Source organism: Caldovatus sediminis (assembly GCF_014644455.1).
Lineage (GTDB): Bacteria > Pseudomonadota > Alphaproteobacteria > Acetobacterales > Acetobacteraceae > Caldovatus > Caldovatus sediminis.
On sequence record NZ_BMKS01000004.1, the window covers coordinates 288,345 to 306,418 of the forward strand.

Consider the following 18,074-nt stretch of genomic DNA (forward strand, 5'->3'; position numbering starts at 1 on the left):
CGATGGCCATGAACTCCGTGAACACCAACGTCAACGCGATGGTGGCGCTGCAGGCGCTCAACCGGACCAACGACGCGTTGGGCGTCACCCAGAAGCGCATCTCCACCGGCTTCCGTGTCGCCGACGCGCGGGACGACGGCGCGGCCTTCGCCGTGGCGCAGACGGTGCGCGCCGACATCGCGGGCCTCACCTCCGCCAACGAGCAGCTCGGCGGCGTGAAGGGCATCCTGGACACGGCCCTGGCCGGCCTGACCAAGGTGTCGGAGACGATGATCGAGGTGCGGTCGGTGCTGGTGAAGCTGGCCGACGGCAACCTCAGCGCGGATCAGCGCACGCAGTATGAGGCGCAGTACGTCTCGCTGGTCGACCAGATCACGAACTTCATCGACGACGCCACCTACAACAACGGCAACCTGCTCGACGATACGATCACGGCGAGCATCGTCACCACCCGCAACGAGAATGGCGACACCTACACGATCACGGGGGTGACCAAGGCCGACCTGATCGTGGCGGCCACTCCGCCGGCGGATGCGGCGGCGGCGCAGGCGGCGCTCGCCGCCGGCGGCAACTTCCGGGTCGTCGAGGCCGCGATCAACGATGCGCTGAACGCCTTCGGGGCGCACAACCGCTACGTTGACGCGCAGATCACCTACAACAAGGAGAAGATCGACAGCCTGCAGGGTGGCATCGGGGCGCTGGTGGATGCCGACCTGGCCAGGGAGTCGGCGCAGCTCCAGGCGCTGCAGATCCGCCAGCAGCTCGGCACCCAGGCGCTCTCGATCGCCAACCAGTCGCCGCAGACGCTGCTGAGCCTGTTCCGCTGAGGCGCGGGCGGGGAGGCGCGCGCTGGGCCCTTCGGGGCCGGCGCGCGCCGCTCCGCGGCCGCCCCGCCATCCGTCCGCGAGGAGCGCGCGCAAGACGATGTCCACCCTGGTCCTCGAGCTGCGCCCGGGCGACACGATGGTCGTCAACGGCGCGCCAATCCGCTTCCGCAACCGCTGTCGCATCGAGCTGACGGCCAAGGCGCGCTTCCTGTTCGGCAAGCAGGTCATGCCGCCCGAGCAGGCGACCACTCCGGCGCGGCGGATCTATTTCGCCCTGCAGACCGCCTACATCGGCACCGACGAGGAGCGCGAGCGCGCCCTCGCCGTCGCGCATCGCCTGATCGCCGAGTTCCAGGCCGCCACCACCTCCTCGCTCGCGAAGATGCTGCTGGACCGCGCGCTGGCCGCGGCCGAGGCCGATGAGTGCTATGTCGCACTGAAGCTGGTGCGGCGCGTGATCCGCCACGAGGAGGCCGTGCTCGGCGGTGATCCGGCGGGGGGCGCGGCCGAGCAGGAGGAGGGGATTCCGGCATGAGTCCGACGCTGATGGCGCTGCGCCGCGCCTATGGCGCCGCCCATGCGGCACTCGATCCGCGCGAGCGGGAGGCGGACGTGTTCCGCCGCGTGACGGGCGCATTGCGAGCGGTCGCCGGGGTGGAAGGGGGGGCGGCGGCCCAGGGCGGTCCGGCCCGCGCACGGGCGCTTGCCGACAACCGGCGGCTGTGGCTTGCGGTGGAGGCGGCGGCGCTGCATCCGGCGAACGTGCTTCCGGCGCCATTGCGCGCCGATCTGGTCTCGCTCGCCCGGGCGGTCCAGCGCGAGCTGGACTTGCCATCTCCCGACATCGGCTTCCTGATCGGGGTGAACGAGCAGATCACTGCGGGGCTTGCCGCCCGTGGCTGATCCGATCCTCGCCGCGCTCTACGGCGCGGGGGGCGGTATCGGCGCCCTCACCGCGGGCGACGGCGCGGGCGCCATCGCCGCGTTGCGTCGCGCGAGCGCGCCGGGCGAGGAGACGCGGGCGCTGGCGCGGCTTGCGCGGGACCACGGGCTCGGGCGCGCCATGGAGCGGTTCCGCGCCGCTGCCGCGGCGACCTCCGATCCGGCGCGCGCGCTGCGCGATCCGCGCATCCTCGAGGTGCTGCTGCCGGCGATGGGGATGCCGGATGCGGTCGGGCAGGGCGGGCTCGCCGCGCGGGCGCTGATGGCCGACCCGTCGGATCCGAAGGGGCTGCTGATGCGGCTCTCCGACAAGCGATGGCGCGAGGCCGCGGCGACGCTCGATCTGCGACGGCGCGGGATGGACGCGCTGCGCGACCCTGCGGTGCAGGCGAGGCTGGAAGAAGGGTTGCGCCGGCAGCGCTGGCACGCCGATCTGGACTCGTCCCATCCGGGCCTCTCCGACGCGCTGCACTTCCGCCGGCGCGCCGCGTCGGTGAACAGCGCCTACGAGATCCTGGGCGATCCGGTGCTCCGCCGGGTGGTGACGGGGGCGCTCGGCTTGCCGATGGAGATCGCGATCCAGCCGGTGGAGACCCAGGCCCGGGCGATCACGTCGCGGCTCCAGGTCAAGACCCTGGCCGATCCGCGGGTGGCGGGGCAGTTGGCCGAACGCTATCTCCTGGCCCGCGCGGGTGAGGCTGGGCCGGCCGGCCTGGCCGGGGCGCCATCCCCGCTGGTCGCGCTGTTCGCATGAGGACGAAGCCCCGATCGTTCCGGCCAGCAGCGCCGCCGGCCGCTGCCCCGGCAGGCGCGGCCGGTTCTGCGCCGGCCTGACGGCAGGCTGCCCGCCGGCAGACGGGGAGGCCCCGAAGCGAGGGCCACCGCCGCGGAGCCGCGGCGGATGCGCCATGCATGGGTCTTGTGCTGCAGGGCGACGGACCTCCGGCGCGCTGCCCGGGCGGATCAGCCCGAACGCTGCCCCCGCGCTGGCGCGGAAGGCGCGACGGCCGCCTGGTCGCGGGAAGCGCTGCGCGCGTCCGGCCGCGAAGTCTCCGACGGCGCGTCGGTGGACGGCAAGGGAGCTGGCGGCACCGCACGCGCGTTGGGGACGGGGTCCGCCTGCACGGCGGCCCGATAGGCAGCGAGCTCACGTGCGGACGGAATGCTCCAGGAGAGGCCCCCCGCGCTGTTCCGGAACTCGATCACCACCATGCCCAGCGCGTGGTCGATCCGCAGCGCCGGATTCGGCACCATGACCCGGCCCTCCGGCATCTCGGGCACCGGAGGCGGTCGCCGCGAACCGGCCTCGCCCGCCGGGCCGCCGGCATCCGGGTGCGGGGCACCCGGGGCGACCGCCTCGGCCGGCCTGCTGGCGGCACGAGGATGCGCCTCGGCCGCGGACAGGGGACGGAGCGGGGGAAGATCGGTTGGCATCGCGCGGTGTGACCCGCGTCCCAGCTTGCGGGAGAGGGGTTGAGAAAGCGTTGACGCGCGCCGGCGGCGGCGATCCGGCGCGCTTCCGCGCCTCAACTGCCGCGCCAGTCGAGCCGACGGGCCAGCCAGCCGCGATAGGCCTGCACCACCGGCTCCGGCACGGCGCAGGCCGCGGCGTAGGCGGCGGCGGCCTCGGTGCCGGGCAGCAGCGGGCAGGCTGTCTCGGCTTCCGGTGCGCCATCTTCGAGCAGTTCCTCGGCAAGGCGGGCGGCGGCGTGGCGCCACAGCGCGACCAGATCGGCGGGCGTCAGCGCCGGCAGGACGATCGCGGCGTGCATCCGCGCGGCGGCGAGGCCGGCATCGGCCGCGAGAACCATCTCGGCCGCTGGCGAGGCGACGCCCGCGGCGACGCGGAGGGCGATGCGCTCGGCCAGGCTCGGCACACCGGGCAGCGCGGGGTCGCGCCGCGCCGCGGCGTGGGGGCCCGCTTCGGCGCGCGCCGCGGCGAACCACGGTTCGGCCCCGATCGCCCGGGCGCGCGCCGCGAGATTCGCGCCGCTGGCGAGGATGGCGTCCACCCGCCCTTCCGCCAGGGCCGGCTCGGCGGCGGCGACGTCCACCCCGAAGACCGGCTGGGCGCGAACGCCGAGCAGCTCGAGCGCGAGGAGGGCGGCGGCCTCGGGTGCCTCCGGCCCCGGCAGGCCAAGGCGCAGCGGCGCCGGCGTGGCGTTCTCCGCGCGGCGGACGGCGACGAGGTGGGCTGCCACGGCGGGGGAACGGACGAGGAGCGCCGTCGGCTGCACGAGGCCGCAAACCGGCAGCCAGGCGGAGGGTTCGTAGCGGGCCCGGCCATCGCCGATCATCCGGGCATGCGCCGCGGCGCCCGCCATGGCGAGCAGGGTGCGCCCGTCCGGAGCGGCGGAGGTGGCGAAGCGGTTGGCTGCCGTCACGCCGTCGGCGCCGCCGAGCGGTTGCGGCTCGAGCCGGGTCGGCTGCGGCGCGGTGCGGCGGCCGAGGGCGGCGGCGAAGCTCGCCGCCCAGCGGCCCTGCGAACTGTCCTCGGGGCCAGGGGCCAGCAGCACGGCGGCCGCGGGAAGGGCGGCCATGGCGTGGCCGCCGTGCCTGGAGGACAGGGCGGCCGCGGCGGCCGCAAGGCCGCCCAGCAGCCAGACACGGCGCCGCAAGGCAGGACCGGTGGTAGCGGGTACGGGCATCGCCGCCTTCTCCTCCCTGGCTCGCGTCCCGACCGAACGCTTGGCCGACCGCCACGGCGGGGCATCGGCGGGCGGTGGGCGGACCCTCCTCCGGACCGGATGCGGCGAAATTGTGGCGAAGAGGGGCGCGGGGCCCCTCAGCTCTCGTAGGCGATCAGCGCCTCGAAGGGGACGTCGAGCCGGCTTCGGCCGCCGAGGAAGGTCAGCTCGATCAGCGACGCGGCGGCCGGCACCACCGCGCCGGCCTGGCGCAGCAGGTTGATCCCCGCCGCCATGGTGCCGCCGGTGGCCAGGAGATCGTCGAGCAGCACCACGCGCTGGCCCTTCTGCACGGCGTCCGCCTGCATCTCGATCCGGTCGGTGCCGTATTCGAGCGCGTAGTTCAGGCCGATGGTCAGGCCCGGCAGCTTGTTCGGCTTGCGCAGCATGATGAAGCCGAGGCCGAGCTCGAGCGCGAGCGGGGCGGCGACGAGGAAGCCGCGGCTCTCGATGCCGGCGAGCAGGTCGGGCCGGTGCGGGCGCACGATCGCGGCGAGGCGGGCCATCGCGGCGCGCCAGGCGGGGCCGTGCCGGAGCAGGGTCGAGATGTCGTAGAAGAGTATGCCCGGCTTCGGGAAATCCGGGATGCCGCGGATGTGCTCGCGCAGGTCGATCGTGTTCGGGTCGGTGTCGGCGAGGGACATGCTTCGGCCGATCCTCCTGGGGTGCGGGACGGGGCGGGCGGGCCAGGCTGCGCCTGCGAGGCGCCGCCGTTTGTGGCGCAGCGCGCCGCGGCCGGCAATCGCGGATGCCGGCGCGGGCGGGGGCCGGTCTTGGCCGTGTCGGGGCGCCGTGGCATGGGGGCGCCATGACCGCACGGACCGGCATCGCGCTGCTGATCGGCCTGATCGGCTTCGCCCTCTACCTCGCCGGCGTGGTCGCCTTCGCCGACCGGGTTCGCGGGCTGCATTGGGCGCTCGAGGCGCTGTACTTCGCCGTTGCCGGGGTGCTCTGGGTGCTGCCCGCCCGTGCGCTGATCTTCTGGGCGGCCGGGCGGCGCTGAACCGGCGGACCGGGCGGGGCCGAATGGTCGCGGCGGGAGATCCGCGGCGGCCGGGTGGCGGGCAGGCTTCCGATCGCGTTGCGGCGCCGGCCGTCGGCGCTCATCGCAGGTAGGCCTCGGTGGCGTAGCGGCGCATCATGCGGTGGCTGCTGAAGCGCGCGCCGATGCGGGCGATCGCCTGGCACATCATCCAGGCCCGATGCGCCGGGTCGCCGTGCTGCACCGGCAGCACGACGCGCTCGAGCTTCTCGTAGAGGTCTCGCGCGTGCTCCTCCGGCGGCGGCGCCGCGCCGTCGGCGCCGATGGCCCAGCCGGTGACGCCCTCCTCCCAGGCCTCGACCCACCAGCCGTCGAGCACGCTGAAGTTCAGCCCGCCGTTCAGCGCCGCCTTCATGCCGCTCGTGCCCGATGCCTCGAGCGGCGGGAGCGGCGTGTTCAGCCAGACATCGGCGCCGGCGACGAGGCACTTCGCCAGCGCCAGGTCGTAGCCGGGCAGGAAGGCCACAGGCACGGCGCCACGCAGCGCCTCCGCCTGCGCATGCAGCGTCCGGATCAGCTCCTTGCCGTGGCCGTCGCGCGGGTGCGCCTTGCCGGCGACGAGGACCTGGAACGGCAGGCGGGACGCGATGGCCCGCAGCCGGTCCAGATCCGAGAACAGCAGGTCCGGCCGCTTGTAGCCTGTCATGCGGCGCGCGAAGACGAGCAGCGGCAGGTCGGCGCGCAGCGCCCGGGCCGCGTCGGGGGCGCGCCGCCGCGCCTCCTCCAGCAGCTCGGCCTTGGCCTCGGCCTTCGCCCCGAGCACCGCCTGATCCGCCAGGCGGTCGGCGCGCGCCAGCACCTCCGTCTCGTGCGCCCAGCCGGGCGCGGCCTCCTCGAACAGCCGCGCGAAGGCGGGGTGCGCCCAGGTCGCGGCGTGCACCCCGTTAGTGATCGCGCTGATGCGGTAGCCGGGGAACATGCGGCGCGCCGTCTCCGCGTGGCGGCTCGCGACGCCGTTCACCCAGCCGCTGAGGGAGAGCGCGAGGCGCGTCATGTTCAGCGTGTCCGCGCCGGCGAGCAGGCGGAGCTGGTCGGTCTCGAAGAACTCGCCCAGGACCCGCTCGACGAGCCCGTAGGGGAAGCGGTCGTGCCCGGCCTCGACCGGCGTATGCGTGGTGAAGACGCAGCGCTCGCGCACCGGGGCGAGGTCGTAGCACAGCGGGCCCTCCGCCGGGCGGTCCGGCGCCCGCCGGTGCCGGCGCAGCAGCGCCAGGGGCAGCAGCGCGGCGTGGCCTTCGTTGAGGTGGTAGGTCTCGATCTCGAAGCCTAGGGCGCGCAGCATCCGCTCGCCGGCGATGCCGAGCACGGCCTCCTGCTTCAGGCGCATCGTCTCCTCGCCGCCGTAGAGCCGGTCGGTGATGCCGCGGTCCTCGGGCGCGTTCACCTCGAGGCGAGTGTCGAGCAGCACGACCGGCACCCGGTGCCCGAGCGGGCAGGAGAGCAGGTGGAGCCAGGCCACGACCCAGACCCTGCGCCCTTCGAGCCGCACCGCCACCGCGGCGTCGAGCGGCACGGCGTGGGCCGCCGGATCCCAGGGATCCGGGTGGTCGATCTGCGCGCCGTCCGGCCCGATCTCCTGGCGCAGATAGCCTTCGCGGCTGGCGAGGCTGACGAACACCATCGGCAGGTCGAGGTCGGCGGCGGCGCGCGCGGTATCGCCCGCGAGCACGCCGAGCCCGCCCGAATAGGTGTGCATCTCCGGCCGCAGCGCGATCTCCATCGTGAAGTAGGCGACGCGGGTCCGGGCGAGGAAGGGGTCGAGAGGCGGGGCCATGACGGGCTCCTCGGCGCGAGACGAGCGCCAGCGTGCAGCGGGGCGGCACGAGCAGGTGCGGCGCGGGGTCGGCCAGCGGCGGCTCGGACCCGGGCGCGGCGATGTCCGCGGGCGGGGGGCCGCGGCGTTCAGGGCCACCCGCCGGGGGCCGGCGGGCGGCGCGGGCAGGACGAAGCGGGCCGGGCCGCGGGCGGCGTTGAGCAGCAGGCAGAGACCGCCGCCGGAGACGTCCGCCTCGCGGATGGCGCAGCTCAGGCGGTTGTCGGGACCGTGCCAGTCCGGCGGCCGGCCGTCGGGCCCGAACCAGCGGATCTCGTCCGCGGCGTAGAAGCGCTCGGCGGCCGGCACGGGGTGGGAGCGGCGGAACGGCGAGGCCGCTCACGAAGCGGACCAGGTCGGCGTTGCGCCGCGCCAGGTCCCAATCGTACCAGGAGATCTCGCTGTCCTGGCACCAGGCGTTGCTGTTGCCGCGCTGGGTGTGGTGGAATTCGTCGCCGCCGAGCAGCATCGGCACCCCGCGCGCGAGGAGCAGCGTGGCGAGCAGGTTGCGGACCTGGCGCCGGCGCATGGCCTCCACGGCCGGGTCGTCGCTCGGGCCCTCCGCGCCGTTGTTGTTCTCGCTGAACTCCTCGGCGGGTCCGTCCCGGTTGTCCTCGCCGTTCGCCCCGTTGTGCCGCCGGGCGTAGCTCACGAGATCGTTCAGCGTGAAGCCGTCGTGCGAGGTGACGAAGTTCACGCTGCGCAGCGGACCGGCGCCGGCGCCATGAAGGTCGGAGCTGCCGGCGAGCCTGGTCGCGAAGGCGCCGGTCATGCCCGCATCGCCGCGCCAGAGGCGGCGCACGTCGTCGCGGAAGCGGACGTTCCACTCGGCCCAGGCGCGGTGCGGGAAGGCGCCGACCTGGAACGCCCCGGCGGCGTCCCACGCCTCGGCGATCAGCTTCACCTCGCGCAGGACCGGATCCTCCGCGATCTGCTCGGGCAGCGGCGGATTCGGCAGTGGCGCGCCATCCGGACCGCGGCCGGGCACCGAGGCGAGGTCGAAGCGGAACCCGTCCGCGTGGCCGCGCATCACCCGGTGCCGCAGGCAGTCCACGATCGGCGTGCGCACCACCGGGTGGTTGCAGTTCAGCGTGTTGCCGCAGCCGGTGAGGTCGAGGTAGCCGCCACCCGGCCCGAGCAGGTAGTAGACGGCGTTGTCGAGGCCGCGGAAGGAGAAGGTCGGCCCGTCCTCGCCGCCCTCGGCCGTGTGGCTGAAGACCACGTCGAGGATCACCTCGATCCCGGCGCGGTGCAGATCGCGCACCATCGCCTCGAACTCGGCGACGGCGGACGCGGCCCCGCCGGCGGCGTAGGCGGCGCGCGGCGCGAACAGCGCGACCGGGTCGTAGCCCCAGTGGTTGCGCAGGGGCTCTCCCGTGCGGGGATCGCGGCGCCGGCCCGCCGCCGCCCGCATGGGCGCCTCGGCCACCGGCATCAGCTCCACCGCCGTCGCGCCCAGCCGACGGAAGTGGGGGGATCATCTCGGCGACGCCCGCGAGGGTGCCTGGCCGCCGCACGCCGGCGGACGGATGGATCGTCAGGCCGCGGACGTGGGTCTCGTAGATCACCGTCTCGCGCCACGGATGGCGCGGCGCCCGGTTGTCGCCCCAGTCGAACCGGTGGTCGGGGACGAGGCAGCGGCCCGCGGTTCAGTCCGCCTCCGTCTCGACCGCGGCGGGGTAGGGGTCGAGCAGCACTCGCCTCGGATCGAAGCGGTGGCCCGCCTGCGGTGCGAAGGGGCCGTCGGCGCGCAGCGCGTAGGCCGTGCCGCGCGGCAGCCCGACGAGGCGCGCGTGCCTGAGGTCGCCGGTGCGGTGGCGGACCGGGTCGAGCGGAATCTCCGCCGCCGCCGCGCCGCGCGCACCTTCGAACAGCAGGAGCGTCAGGCGTGTCGCGTTGCGGCTGAAGACGGCAAGGTTGAAGCCGTCGCGGGTCTCGCTCAGGCCGAGCGGCAGCGGCTCGCCGGGCTCGATGCCGATCGCGCCCGCCATCACGCGCCCGTCGCGTCCCGGCCGCGCGCGGGAGGGGCGGCGCACCGGCTCGCCTTCGCCGGGACCTGCCGGGACGCTCCGGCGGCGGGCGGGGGCGCTGCGCCAGGATGCGCCGGCGGCGCGCTGGGGGCTCAGGCCGGCACCTCGGCGCCCCCCGGGCGCCCGACGCCGGAGGCCCGCGGCGCTCCCGGAAGGACGGTACGCCGCGCGGACATGCGCGGCGGGGCAGGGCGGCGCCGGTCGCCTCATCGCGCCTCGCGCGGCGTGTGCCCGGCGAGGGTCCGGACGAGGGTGGAGCGGCGCGCCGCGGCGTGCAGCCGCGCGCAGACGCCCTCGTAGGCGGAGGCCGCTTCCTCCCATCCCCGCGGCCGGGTCATCGCCGCGCGCCGCATGGCGTCGAGCCGCTCGCGCGAGCGGAAGGCGGCGAAGGCCCGTGCGATGGCGGCGGTCAGCGCTGAGAGCGAGCACTCGCCGAACAGGAAGCCGGTGATGCCGTCCTCGATGGTGTCGGCGAGCCCGCCGGTGCGGTGGGCGACGGGCAGCGAGCCGAAACGCTGCGCGTACATCTGGCTCAGGCCGCACGGCTCGAAGCGCGACGGCATCAGCAGGAAGTCGCTGCCCGCGTACGTGCGGCGGGCCTCGGTCTCGTCGAAGCCGATCCGCACCGCCACCGCGCCCGGGTGCCGATGCGCCACGTCCTGCAGTGCCGCCTCGGGGCGGCTCTCGCCCCGGCCGGTGACCACGAGTTGGCCGCCCTGCTCGACGATCGCCTCGGCGGCGGCCGCGGCCAGGTCCACCCCCTTCTGATGCACCAGGCGCGACACGATCGCGAACAGCGGGCCTGCCGAATCGGACATGCCATGGGCGCGGCGGACGTGCTCGGCGTTCGCCTGCTTGCCCCGCCAGTCGTCCACGCCGAACCGGCCCGCGAGATGCCGGTCGGTGCGCGGATCCCAGCTCTCGTCGATGCCGTTCAGGATGCCGGACAGCCGGCCCTCGGCGGCGCGGGTGCGGAGCAGGCCCTCCAGGCCGCATCCGAACTCGGGCCTGAGGATCTCCTCGGCGTAGGTCGGGCTCACCGTCGTGAGGTGCGAGGCGTAGAACAGGCCGGCCTTCAGGAAGGAGAGCTTCCCGTGGAACTCGACGCCGTCGATCCGGAAGGCATGGTCGGGGATCCCCAAACTGCCGGCGCGCTCGCGGGCGAACAGGCCCTGATAGGCGAGGTTGTGGATCGTCAGGACGCTCGGCACCGGCGTGCCGGACCAGGCGAGGTAGGCCGGCGCGAGGGCGGTCGGCCAGTCGTTGAGATGCAGGATGTCGGGCTGCCAGCCGGGGTCGGCCAGGCCGCGCGCGAACGCGGCGGCGGCGAGGCCGAGCCGGGCGAAGCGGAGGTCGTTGTCGCGCCAGTCCACGCCGTGGGCGTCGCCGTAGGGCGAGCCCTCGCGGTCGTACAGGGCCGGGCAGAGGAGGGCGTGGACGATGAGGCCGTCCGCCGTTTCCAGCCGCCCTATCTCGCACGTCGGAATCTCGCCGAGCGCCGGCAGCCGCCCGACGACGGCGATCGGGCCGCCGCGAGCGAGGACCTCGCGGTAGCCCGGGATCAGCACCCGGACGTCGAGGCGCCGGCGCAGGGAGCGCGGCAAGGCCGCCGACACCTCGCCCAGCCCTCCGGCCTTGACGAAATCCGCCATCTCGGAGGTGACGAACAGGGCCCGGTGGCCGTTGGGGGCGGCGGCCGGATCGCGCGCGGCGCGGACCGGCGGAGACGGGTGGGCCCGCCCGTTGCCAGCGCGCTCCGTGGGCTCCAGGGCCGGCATCCCGCGGCATCTCCCTGCTGCCGGAATGGACATCCTCGGGCCGGCGCGAGGCATTGACCCAGGTCAAACGATCGCCCTCGCGCCTGCGCTCGGGCATGGGAAGGGGAGCCTCTCGTCGCCCGGACGGGACCGGCGGTCGGCGGCCGAGCGCCGGCATCGCCCGCGCCTCGGGGCAGCGGACCGCGCCTCCTGGCGCGACCGCCTCGAAGCGGCCCCCGCCTTGGCCGCGCCTCCACGGCGGCTGCGGGCGGGGCGCGGCCCGTGCCCGCACGCGGCAGGGCGATCGCACCCGCCGGTGCGGCGCCCGTCGTTGACGCCGTCAGGACGAGGGGGTTCGGGCTGCCCGCCCGGGCGCCGCCCTCACCATCGCGCCGGCGCCGCCCACGGCCCGCGCATCCGCATCATGCGCAGATGCTCCGCCATCAGCGCGTCGGCGGTGCGCTTCTGCTCCTCCGACAGCGCCTCGTAGAGCGGCCTCGCGGCCTCCGCCACCGACCGCGTGGTCTCGAGCAGGGACGAGAGCAGCGCGATCCGCCGCGCGAGCTGCTCGGGCACGGTGCCCGGCCGATCGGCGGCGGCCCGCATCGCCTCGGCATGGGCCTGCCGCAGCCGTCCGGCGGCGGCGCGCAGGGCCTCCGCGAAGGCGTTCCACTGCGGCATCTGCGCCTCGGTGATGCCGAGCTCGGCGCGGTAATAGGCGAGCCGGCCCTCGACGCGCTCGAACGGGCGCATCGCGCCCGGACCCATCATCATCCCGGGGCCCATGGCGCCGCCGCGCGGCATGCCCATCATCCGGCCCGCGCGCCCGCCGTCGTCCTCGACCTCGACGCGGATCCCCGGGCCGACGTTGATGATGACGTTCATCGGCGCGCCGCCGAACCCGTGGCGCCGCATCGTCATGCCGGGCCCGCGGCCCTCGTCGCCCATCATCGTCATGCCCATGCCGGGCATGCTGCCGGGCCCGCCCATGCCCATTCCTGGGCCCATCATCATGCCCGGGCCGCCCATCGGGCCGGCGCCGCGGGGGGCGGCGCCGGGAGCCCCTGGGCTGCCCGCGGGGCCGCCGCCCGGCGCGGGGCCTGGCGACGCGGCCTGCGCTGTCGCGGCGCCGGCCGCCGGATGGTGCGGATCCTGCTGCGGCCCCGGCTGCGCCCCCGCGGGCAGCGCCAGCAGCAGAGCCGCTCCCATCGCCGCACCCGCGCCGATCGGCATCGTCGTCCTGCGCATCGTTCTCGTCCTCCGCTTTCCGCCCGGCCCGCCGGCCACCAGCGACGTCGTCGGGACCGCCTCCGCTGCGAAGCGCCGCCTCGCGACCCCGGTCTCCGCGAGGGTGTCCCCACGGATGTTCGTGGCATAGGCGCGCCGTTCCTCGTCGCGGCCGCCGGGGATGGTTCGTCATCGCACCATTCGAGGACGGGCACCCGTCGCACGGCGGTTCAGCCTCGAGGCGATGCAAATAAAGCACTTCCCCTGCGTTTCCGGGTTGACATCAGTCAAACCGGACGCGCGGGAATGCGCCCGTCACACCCCCGCTCGGTCCCGGTCGCCGCGGACGGGCGCCCGCTCATCCGCGACCCTGACGTCGAGAGATCCAGGTTGCATGGACAAGCGAGAGTCTGGGGGGATTCCTCCTGGCGCGGCTGTGATCCGAGGCTGATCTCTTGGGCGGAGATCGGCGTTGATCCTGGCCCGCTGTCGAACGAGGAGCGGTGCTTCTTCGAACCCTTCGTGGTGTCGTCGGTAAGCGCGGCGACGGGCTCTTTGCGGTCGCGCTTGACGGCCAGCCCTTTTCGGCTGCGGCCCAGCACCACGGCGTGGGTTCTTCGAGACGGCTGTTGGACCAGCCGTTGACGAGGCGGGTCGGCGCCTCGGCCGGATGGCCTGCGGGTCGACGCCGTTGAGCTCGCATGTCTCCAGCGGCGAGGCCACGGCGGCCCGTCTTGCCCCGCCATCGTCGCCGGAGGCGAGCGGCGCATCCCTGTGGCCGAGGCGGATCGGGCGGATGGTGCGCTCGGCGGCGTTGGTGTCGAGCTCGATCCGGCCATCCCCGAGGAGCCGGGCCAAGCCCTCGCGGTGGTGCAGCTCGTAGCCGACGGCCTCGGCGTCCAGGCTGTCGCCGACATCGGCGCCGGTCAGCACCGCATCACGGATTAGGTCCGAGCCGAGATCCGCAGCGACCTGCGCCTTGAAGCCGAAGAAGCCGCGCCGGCTGCGCCGCGTGCAGCCGGCCTCCGGGTCCTTGGCGGAGATTCCGGCCCCGCTCTGCGGCGGGCGGGCCACCGCCGCCTCGGCCAGGCGGCGCTCGGTCAGCGCGACGCGAAAGCGGCTCAACGTCGTCTCGTCCGGCGTGCCGCCGTCCAGGCCGGAGCCGCAGAAGTGACGGAACGGCAGCCGGTCGGCCAGCGCCTCCTCGAGACCGCGATCGGAAAGCTGGTACCACTGCGCCAGCAGCAGCGCGCGGAACGGCGCCAGCGGCGGGTAGCCGGACCACCCCTGCCGGCGCGCAGCGGGGCGAGCAGGGAATCCATCGGCGCCCGGGCGACCAGGCCGGCGATGCGTTCCAGCCGGCGATTGGAGCCCGCGCCCGCCGGCAGCAGCGCCTCCGCCAGGCTCGCAGGTCGACTCCAACGCCGTGCGCATTCGCGGCGCTGCGTTGCGCCTCCGGTGCGCGGCGAGGCACGCTGCCATCCGTGGCGGCACGGATCCAGGCCGCGATCGCCCGGCCCGGACGCCGAGCGGGTGCCGCGCAGCCGGCCAGGCGCAGGCCCGGCCGCTCCGGGCCGTTGCAGCGCCGGTGCGCATCCTCCCGGCGGCGCGACGGATGGTTTGCGCGATCGCGCCGCACCGCTCGGCGAAGGTCTCGGTCGGACGGTCGGATGTCGTCGCTCTCCCGCCCTCCGCTCGAGGACGCCAACGGAACCGCCGCCCGACCGCCGGTGGCGGACGCCGGCGCGCATGCGCAAGTTGAACGTGGCGGGGCGAGGCATTAGCGTTCCATCCCTGGCGTGGCGCGGCGTGCTGCGGCGCCTTCCGGCGGCGCTCGCCGATCCTGCCGCGGAGGCCGCGTCAGGCCAGCCGCGCGAGAAGGGCGGCGGTGGAACGGTGACGCGTGTCAGGGAGGAAACAGACGATGGCAGGAATCCGACGCCGTGGACTGACCCGGGCCGCCGTGGGCGGCGTCGCCGCGACGGCCGGGGCGGCGACTCTTGCGGCGCCCGCGATCTCGCAGGGCCGTCAGGAATGGCGCATGGTGACGAGCTGGCCGAGGATGTTCCCCGGCGGCGGCACCGCCGCCGACCGCTTCGCCAGGACCATCGGTGAGGCGACGGGCGGGCGCCTGACGATCAGGCTGTTCGCCGCCGGCGAGCTGGTGCCCGCCTTCGAGGCCTTCGACGCCGTGCAGCGCGGCACCGCCGACTGCATGCACTCCACGCCCTACTACTGGCAGAACAAGTCCAAGATCCTCAGCATCTACACCACCATGCCCTTCGGCATGACCAACTACGAGCACGTGGCCTGGCTCCGGCTGGGCGGCGGGCAGGCGCTGTGGGACGAGGCCTACGCGCAGTTCGGCCTGAAGGGCTTCCACGCCGGCTCGACCAGCGTGCAGATGGCCGGCTGGTTCAACCGCGAGATCCGTTCGGCCGCCGACGTGCGCGGCCTCAAGATCCGCATCCCGGGCTTCGGCGGCGACGCGCTGCGCAAGATGGGCGCCACCATCGTGAACCTGCCGGTGGGCGAGATCTTCGGCGCGCTGCAGTCCGGCGCGATCGACGCCACCGAGTGGGTCGGGCCCTGGCAGGACCTGGCGGCCGGCTTCTACAAGGTGGCCCGCTTCTACTACTGGCCGGGCATGCACGAACCGGCGACGATCAACGAGATCACGGTGAACAAGGCACGCTGGGATGCGCTGCCGAAGGACATCCAGCAGATCTTCGCCTGGGGCTGCGGCGACGAGCACAACCAGGTCACCGCCGACAACGACGCCAACAACGGAAGCTCGCTCGAGGTGCTGGTGCGGCAGCACAACGTGCAGCTCCGCAGGCTGCCGGACGACTTCCTCCAGGCCTACGGGCGGGCGTGGAACGAGGTGCTGACCGAGCTGCGCGACACCGGCGACGACCTGACGAAGCGGACGCTCGACTCGTACTACAAGTTCCTGCGCGAGCAGACGGCATGGAGCCGGATCGGCATGCAGGAATACCTCAATGCGCGGCTGATGGCCCTGCGGGCCACCTGACGCCGCCGCGGCGCGGGGGCTGGCGGCGACGCCCGCTCCCGATCCCTTCGGTTGCGATCATCGTCGCGGGCCGGAGCGCGCCCGGGCCGCGTGTGGCGGAGCGGCGATCAAGGGCGCGGGGCAGGCACGCCGGTTGCCGGCGCCCGCGGGTCGCCGGCCAATCGCCGGTCCCCGCGCCGTGTCCCGTGACGCCACGGATGCGCGCGGTGCGGCGGCGAACGACCGCAACCGACGAGGAGCGGAGCCGGCGCGGCTCCAGCCTCGCGCCTTCGTGCCGGCCGATCGGCGGCCCGGCCGGGATGTGCCCTGGCGGCATCGGCCCGAACGCTCAGTTGCCCCTCAGCAGCCGGTCCAGGATGGGGTCGCCCTGCGGCTGCGGCTCGGCCCGCGGCAGGTCGAGGATCTGGTCCAGCGGAGAGCCGGGCAGGGCGGGCGCGTCGCCGATGGTTCCGCGCAGGATGTCGTCGAGGACCGAGCCGGGCTGGGCGCCGTCGGCGGCGAGGGCGGGGACGGCGTCGGGGAAGACGATCTTCGGCAGCCAGGTCGCGATCTCCGGCACCGCCCAGAGGGTCGCGACGGCCGCGGCCTGCAGGCAGACGAACGGGATGGCGCCGCGGTAGATGTCGCCGGTGGTGATCGAGGGCGGCGCCACGGCGCGCATGTAGAACAGCGCGAAGCCGACCGGCGGGGTGAGGAACGCGGTCTGCAGGTTGATGCCGATCATCACGCCGAGCCACAGCGGATCGACGCCCATCGCGATCAGGACCGGCGCCGTGATGGGCACCACGATCAGCACGATCTCGATCGTGTCCATGAAGAAGCCCAGCACGAACATCAGCAGCATCACCGCCATCACCGCCCCGAAGGCGCCGCCGGGCACGTCCGTGAGGAGCTGCTCGACCAGGTGCTCGCCGCCCAGCCCGCGGAAGACCAGCGAGAACACCGACACGCCGAGCACGATGGCGAACACGAGCGCGCTGATCACCGCGGTGTTGCGCATCGCACCCAGGAGCATCTGGAACGAGAAGGCGCGGTTGAAGGCGGCGAGGACCATGGCCCCGACGGCGCCGATCGAGGCCGCCTCGGTCGGCGTCGCGAGGCCGCCGAGGATCGAGCCGAGCACCGCAACGATCAGCAGGAGCGGCGGCACCAGGACGCGGACGACGCGCCGCCCGAGCGCCGCCCTCCGCACGCTGTCCATCTCCAGCGCCGGGCAGCTCGACGGACGTACCAGGGCCATCGCGACGATGTAGAGGATGTAAAGCACGACCAGCCCGAGGCCGGGCAGGAAGGCGCCGGCGAACAGGTCGCCCACGGACACCGGCTCCACCGCCCGGCCCATCCTTTGCGCCGCGAGCTGGTTGGCCCCCATCAGCAGGTCGCCGACGAAGATCAGGATGACCGACGGCGGGATGATCTGGCCGAGCGTGCCCGAGGTGCAGATCACGCCGGTGGCGAGCCTCGGGTCGTAGCCGGCGCGGATCATCGCCGGCAGGCTGAGCAGGCCCATGGTGACGACGGTCGCGCCGACCACGCCGGTGGACGCCGCGAGCAGCGCGCCCACGATGACGACGGAGATCGCGAGGCCCCCGCGCACCGTTCCGAACAGCTGGCCCATCGTCTCGAGCAGCGCCTCCGCGATCTTCGATCGCTCGAGGACCGAGCCCATGAAGATGAACAGCGGCACCGCGACCAGCACCTCGTTGGTCATCAGCCCGAAGTAGCGCGAGGGCAGGCTGGTCAGGATGATCGGGTCGAAGACGCCGAGCGCCCAGCCGATGGCCGCGAAGACCAGCGAGAAGCCCGCCAGGCTGAACGCGATCGGGAATCCCAGCAGGACGCCGAAGGTGCCGACGACGAAGAGGGCGACGGCCAGGAGGTCGCCGATCAGGGCAGGGGACATGGCGCGCGCGTCAGCCCGCCGGGCCGGTCAGCGTCTCGGCCGGCGGCGGCTGGCGCCCGGCGAGCACCAGGACGGAGCGGCCGATCCACGCCAGGCCCTGCAGCCCCAGCAGCGCGACGAAGCCGAGCATCGTCGCCTTGAGGACGTATACCGCCGGCATGCCGTCGTTCTGCACCGACCTCTCGTTGGTCAGCCAGGAGTAGGAGACGTAGGTCCAGGCCGTCCAGCCGAGCAGCGCCAGCCACGGCATCAGCAGGAAGACCACGCCGCAGAGGTCGACCCAGGCCCGGCCGCGCTGGCTCATGCCGGCGTAGAAGATGTCCACCCGGACGTGCGCGTTCAGGAGGTAGGCGAACCCCGACGCCAGCAGGAAGGTCATGGCGTGGGTCCAGACGTAGAGCTCCTGCATCCAGACGTAGCCGATGCCGAACATGTAGCGGAGCAGTACGACGGTGGCGCAGATCAGGACCGTGGCCAGTGTCAGCCACGCGGTGCCCTTTCCGACGACGCGGTTGATCGCCTCGATGGCGCTGACGGCACGGACCAGAGTGTCCACGCGCATTCCCTCTGCTGGCCGTCGGCTGCGCCTGGCTGGCGCGCAGCCGGGCGGGTGTCTTCACGATGGGCTCGATCCCGGTTCTCTCCGGTGGCGGGCCGCCGCCCCGTGCCGGCGATGCCCGTTCGGGTCATCCGGCGCCGGGGCATGGCGCGCCTGCAGCCTTCGCCGCCCGGCTGCGCCGCCCGCGACCGGCCGCGCCGAAAGGCCCTGTCGGCCGGACCGGGCGCCGCGCTGCCGCCGCCCGGGCCGCCCT

The 18,074-nt window shown here is 74.4% G+C and carries 16 protein-coding genes; 6 read left to right on the forward strand and 10 right to left on the reverse strand.

All coding sequences use genetic code 11. The annotated features are described in order from the left end of the window. Positions 1-2 precede the first annotated feature (2 nt). From IEX99_RS08630 to IEX99_RS08645, 4 genes are all read left to right on the forward strand, one after another. Complete coding sequence (locus IEX99_RS08630; protein ID WP_188899614.1) at positions 3-827, forward strand: flagellin; 825 nt, start codon at positions 3-5, stop codon at positions 825-827. Between the two features lie 97 nt (positions 828-924). Next, the gene (locus IEX99_RS08635) at positions 925-1,362 is read left to right on the forward strand and encodes a flagellar biosynthesis repressor FlbT (RefSeq protein ID WP_188899615.1); all 438 of its coding nucleotides are present in this window, start codon (positions 925-927) and stop codon (positions 1,360-1,362) included. Next, complete coding sequence (locus tag IEX99_RS08640) at positions 1,359-1,730, forward strand: flagellar biosynthesis regulator FlaF (protein WP_188899616.1); 372 nt, start codon at positions 1,359-1,361, stop codon at positions 1,728-1,730. Before IEX99_RS08635 ends, IEX99_RS08640 begins: the two co-directional genes overlap by 4 nt. After that, the gene (locus IEX99_RS08645) at positions 1,723-2,523 is read left to right on the forward strand and encodes a DUF1217 domain-containing protein (protein WP_188899617.1); all 801 of its coding nucleotides are present in this window, start codon (positions 1,723-1,725) and stop codon (positions 2,521-2,523) included. Before IEX99_RS08640 ends, IEX99_RS08645 begins: the two co-directional genes overlap by 8 nt. Positions 2,524-2,732: 209 nt before the next feature. Here IEX99_RS08645 and IEX99_RS08650 read toward each other — a convergent pair whose 3' ends face one another. The 3 genes from IEX99_RS08650 to IEX99_RS08660 form a co-directional block, all read right to left on the reverse strand. Next, complete coding sequence (locus IEX99_RS08650; protein WP_188899618.1) at positions 2,733-3,050, reverse strand: hypothetical protein; 318 nt, start codon at positions 3,048-3,050, stop codon at positions 2,733-2,735. Positions 3,051-3,295: 245 nt separating this feature from the next. Then, the gene (locus tag IEX99_RS08655) at positions 3,296-4,309 is read right to left on the reverse strand and encodes a hypothetical protein (protein ID WP_188899619.1); all 1,014 of its coding nucleotides are present in this window, start codon (positions 4,307-4,309) and stop codon (positions 3,296-3,298) included. Between the two features lie 245 nt (positions 4,310-4,554). Then, positions 4,555-5,070, reverse strand: a complete 516-nt coding sequence (locus tag IEX99_RS08660) for an adenine phosphoribosyltransferase (RefSeq protein WP_188899778.1) — start codon at positions 5,068-5,070, stop codon at positions 4,555-4,557. A 194-nt stretch (positions 5,071-5,264) separates the two neighbouring features. Between IEX99_RS08660 and IEX99_RS08665 the strand changes: the two genes are divergently transcribed. Then, positions 5,265-5,459, forward strand: coding sequence for a DUF2842 domain-containing protein (locus tag IEX99_RS08665; protein WP_188899620.1), 195 nt, complete (start codon positions 5,265-5,267; stop codon positions 5,457-5,459). A gap of 100 nt (positions 5,460-5,559) precedes the next feature. Here IEX99_RS08665 and glgP read toward each other — a convergent pair whose 3' ends face one another. The 5 genes from glgP to IEX99_RS08690 all read right to left on the reverse strand — a co-directional run bounded on the left by glgP (position 5,560) and on the right by IEX99_RS08690 (position 13,759). Further along, positions 5,560-7,272 carry an alpha-glucan family phosphorylase gene (gene glgP / locus IEX99_RS08670; protein WP_188899621.1) on the reverse strand — a complete coding sequence of 571 codons (1,713 nt, stop codon included), beginning with the start codon at positions 7,270-7,272 and terminating at the stop codon, positions 5,560-5,562. A gap of 1,688 nt (positions 7,273-8,960) precedes the next feature. Beyond that, a complete protein-coding gene (locus IEX99_RS08675; RefSeq protein ID WP_188899622.1) occupies positions 8,961-9,302 on the reverse strand; it encodes a hypothetical protein in 342 nt (113 codons plus the stop codon). Between the two features lie 245 nt (positions 9,303-9,547). Further along, a complete protein-coding gene (glgA, locus tag IEX99_RS08680) occupies positions 9,548-11,119 on the reverse strand; it encodes a glycogen synthase GlgA (protein WP_188899623.1) in 1,572 nt (523 codons plus the stop codon). A gap of 360 nt (positions 11,120-11,479) precedes the next feature. Next, positions 11,480-12,088 carry a Spy/CpxP family protein refolding chaperone gene (locus tag IEX99_RS08685; RefSeq protein ID WP_188899624.1) on the reverse strand — a complete coding sequence of 203 codons (609 nt, stop codon included), beginning with the start codon at positions 12,086-12,088 and terminating at the stop codon, positions 11,480-11,482. Between the two features lie 552 nt (positions 12,089-12,640). Then, positions 12,641-13,759 (reverse strand): transposase, encoded by a 1,119-nt coding sequence (locus IEX99_RS08690; RefSeq protein WP_188899625.1) that lies wholly within the window; start codon positions 13,757-13,759, stop codon positions 12,641-12,643. A gap of 607 nt (positions 13,760-14,366) precedes the next feature. Between IEX99_RS08690 and IEX99_RS08695 the strand changes: the two genes are divergently transcribed. Then, positions 14,367-15,359, forward strand: coding sequence for a TRAP transporter substrate-binding protein (locus IEX99_RS08695; protein ID WP_229677886.1), 993 nt, complete (start codon positions 14,367-14,369; stop codon positions 15,357-15,359). 328 nt (positions 15,360-15,687) lie between these two features. On the opposite strand, the gene IEX99_RS08700 is transcribed toward IEX99_RS08695, so the two are convergent. Together IEX99_RS08700 and IEX99_RS08705 are read right to left on the reverse strand one after the other, a co-directional pair. Continuing rightward, positions 15,688-17,262: a TRAP transporter large permease gene (locus IEX99_RS08700; RefSeq protein WP_188899627.1), complete on the reverse strand. Its 1,575-nt coding sequence runs from the start codon at positions 17,260-17,262 to the stop codon at positions 15,688-15,690. Between the two features lie 10 nt (positions 17,263-17,272). After that, on the reverse strand, positions 17,273-17,818 hold the full coding sequence (locus IEX99_RS08705) for a TRAP transporter small permease subunit (RefSeq protein WP_229677887.1): 546 nt from the start codon (positions 17,816-17,818) through the stop codon (positions 17,273-17,275). Positions 17,819-18,074: the final 256 nt, after the last annotated feature.

Coding starts and splice junctions, on each gene's coding strand:
- IEX99_RS08665 (WP_188899620.1), top strand. CDS start 5,265: ATGACCGCACGGACCGGCATCGCGCTGCTGATCGGCCTGATCGGCTTC.
- glgA (WP_188899623.1), bottom strand. CDS start 11,119: ATGCCGGCCCTGGAGCCCACGGAGCGCGCTGGCAACGGGCGGGCCCAC.
- IEX99_RS08675 (WP_188899622.1), bottom strand. CDS start 9,302: ATGGCGGGCGCGATCGGCATCGAGCCCGGCGAGCCGCTGCCGCTCGGC.
- IEX99_RS08635 (WP_188899615.1), top strand. CDS start 925: ATGTCCACCCTGGTCCTCGAGCTGCGCCCGGGCGACACGATGGTCGTC.
- IEX99_RS08630 (WP_188899614.1), top strand. CDS start 3: ATGGCCATGAACTCCGTGAACACCAACGTCAACGCGATGGTGGCGCTG.
- IEX99_RS08700 (WP_188899627.1), bottom strand. CDS start 17,262: ATGTCCCCTGCCCTGATCGGCGACCTCCTGGCCGTCGCCCTCTTCGTC.
- IEX99_RS08690 (WP_188899625.1), bottom strand. CDS start 13,759: ATGCGCACGGCGTTGGAGTCGACCTGCGAGCCTGGCGGAGGCGCTGCT.
- IEX99_RS08655 (WP_188899619.1), bottom strand. CDS start 4,309: ATGGCCGCCCTTCCCGCGGCCGCCGTGCTGCTGGCCCCTGGCCCCGAG.
- IEX99_RS08640 (WP_188899616.1), top strand. CDS start 1,359: ATGAGTCCGACGCTGATGGCGCTGCGCCGCGCCTATGGCGCCGCCCAT.
- IEX99_RS08695 (WP_229677886.1), top strand. CDS start 14,367: ATGGTGACGAGCTGGCCGAGGATGTTCCCCGGCGGCGGCACCGCCGCC.
- IEX99_RS08685 (WP_188899624.1), bottom strand. CDS start 12,088: ATGGGCGGGCCCGGCAGCATGCCCGGCATGGGCATGACGATGATGGGC.
- glgP (WP_188899621.1), bottom strand. CDS start 7,272: ATGGCCCCGCCTCTCGACCCCTTCCTCGCCCGGACCCGCGTCGCCTAC.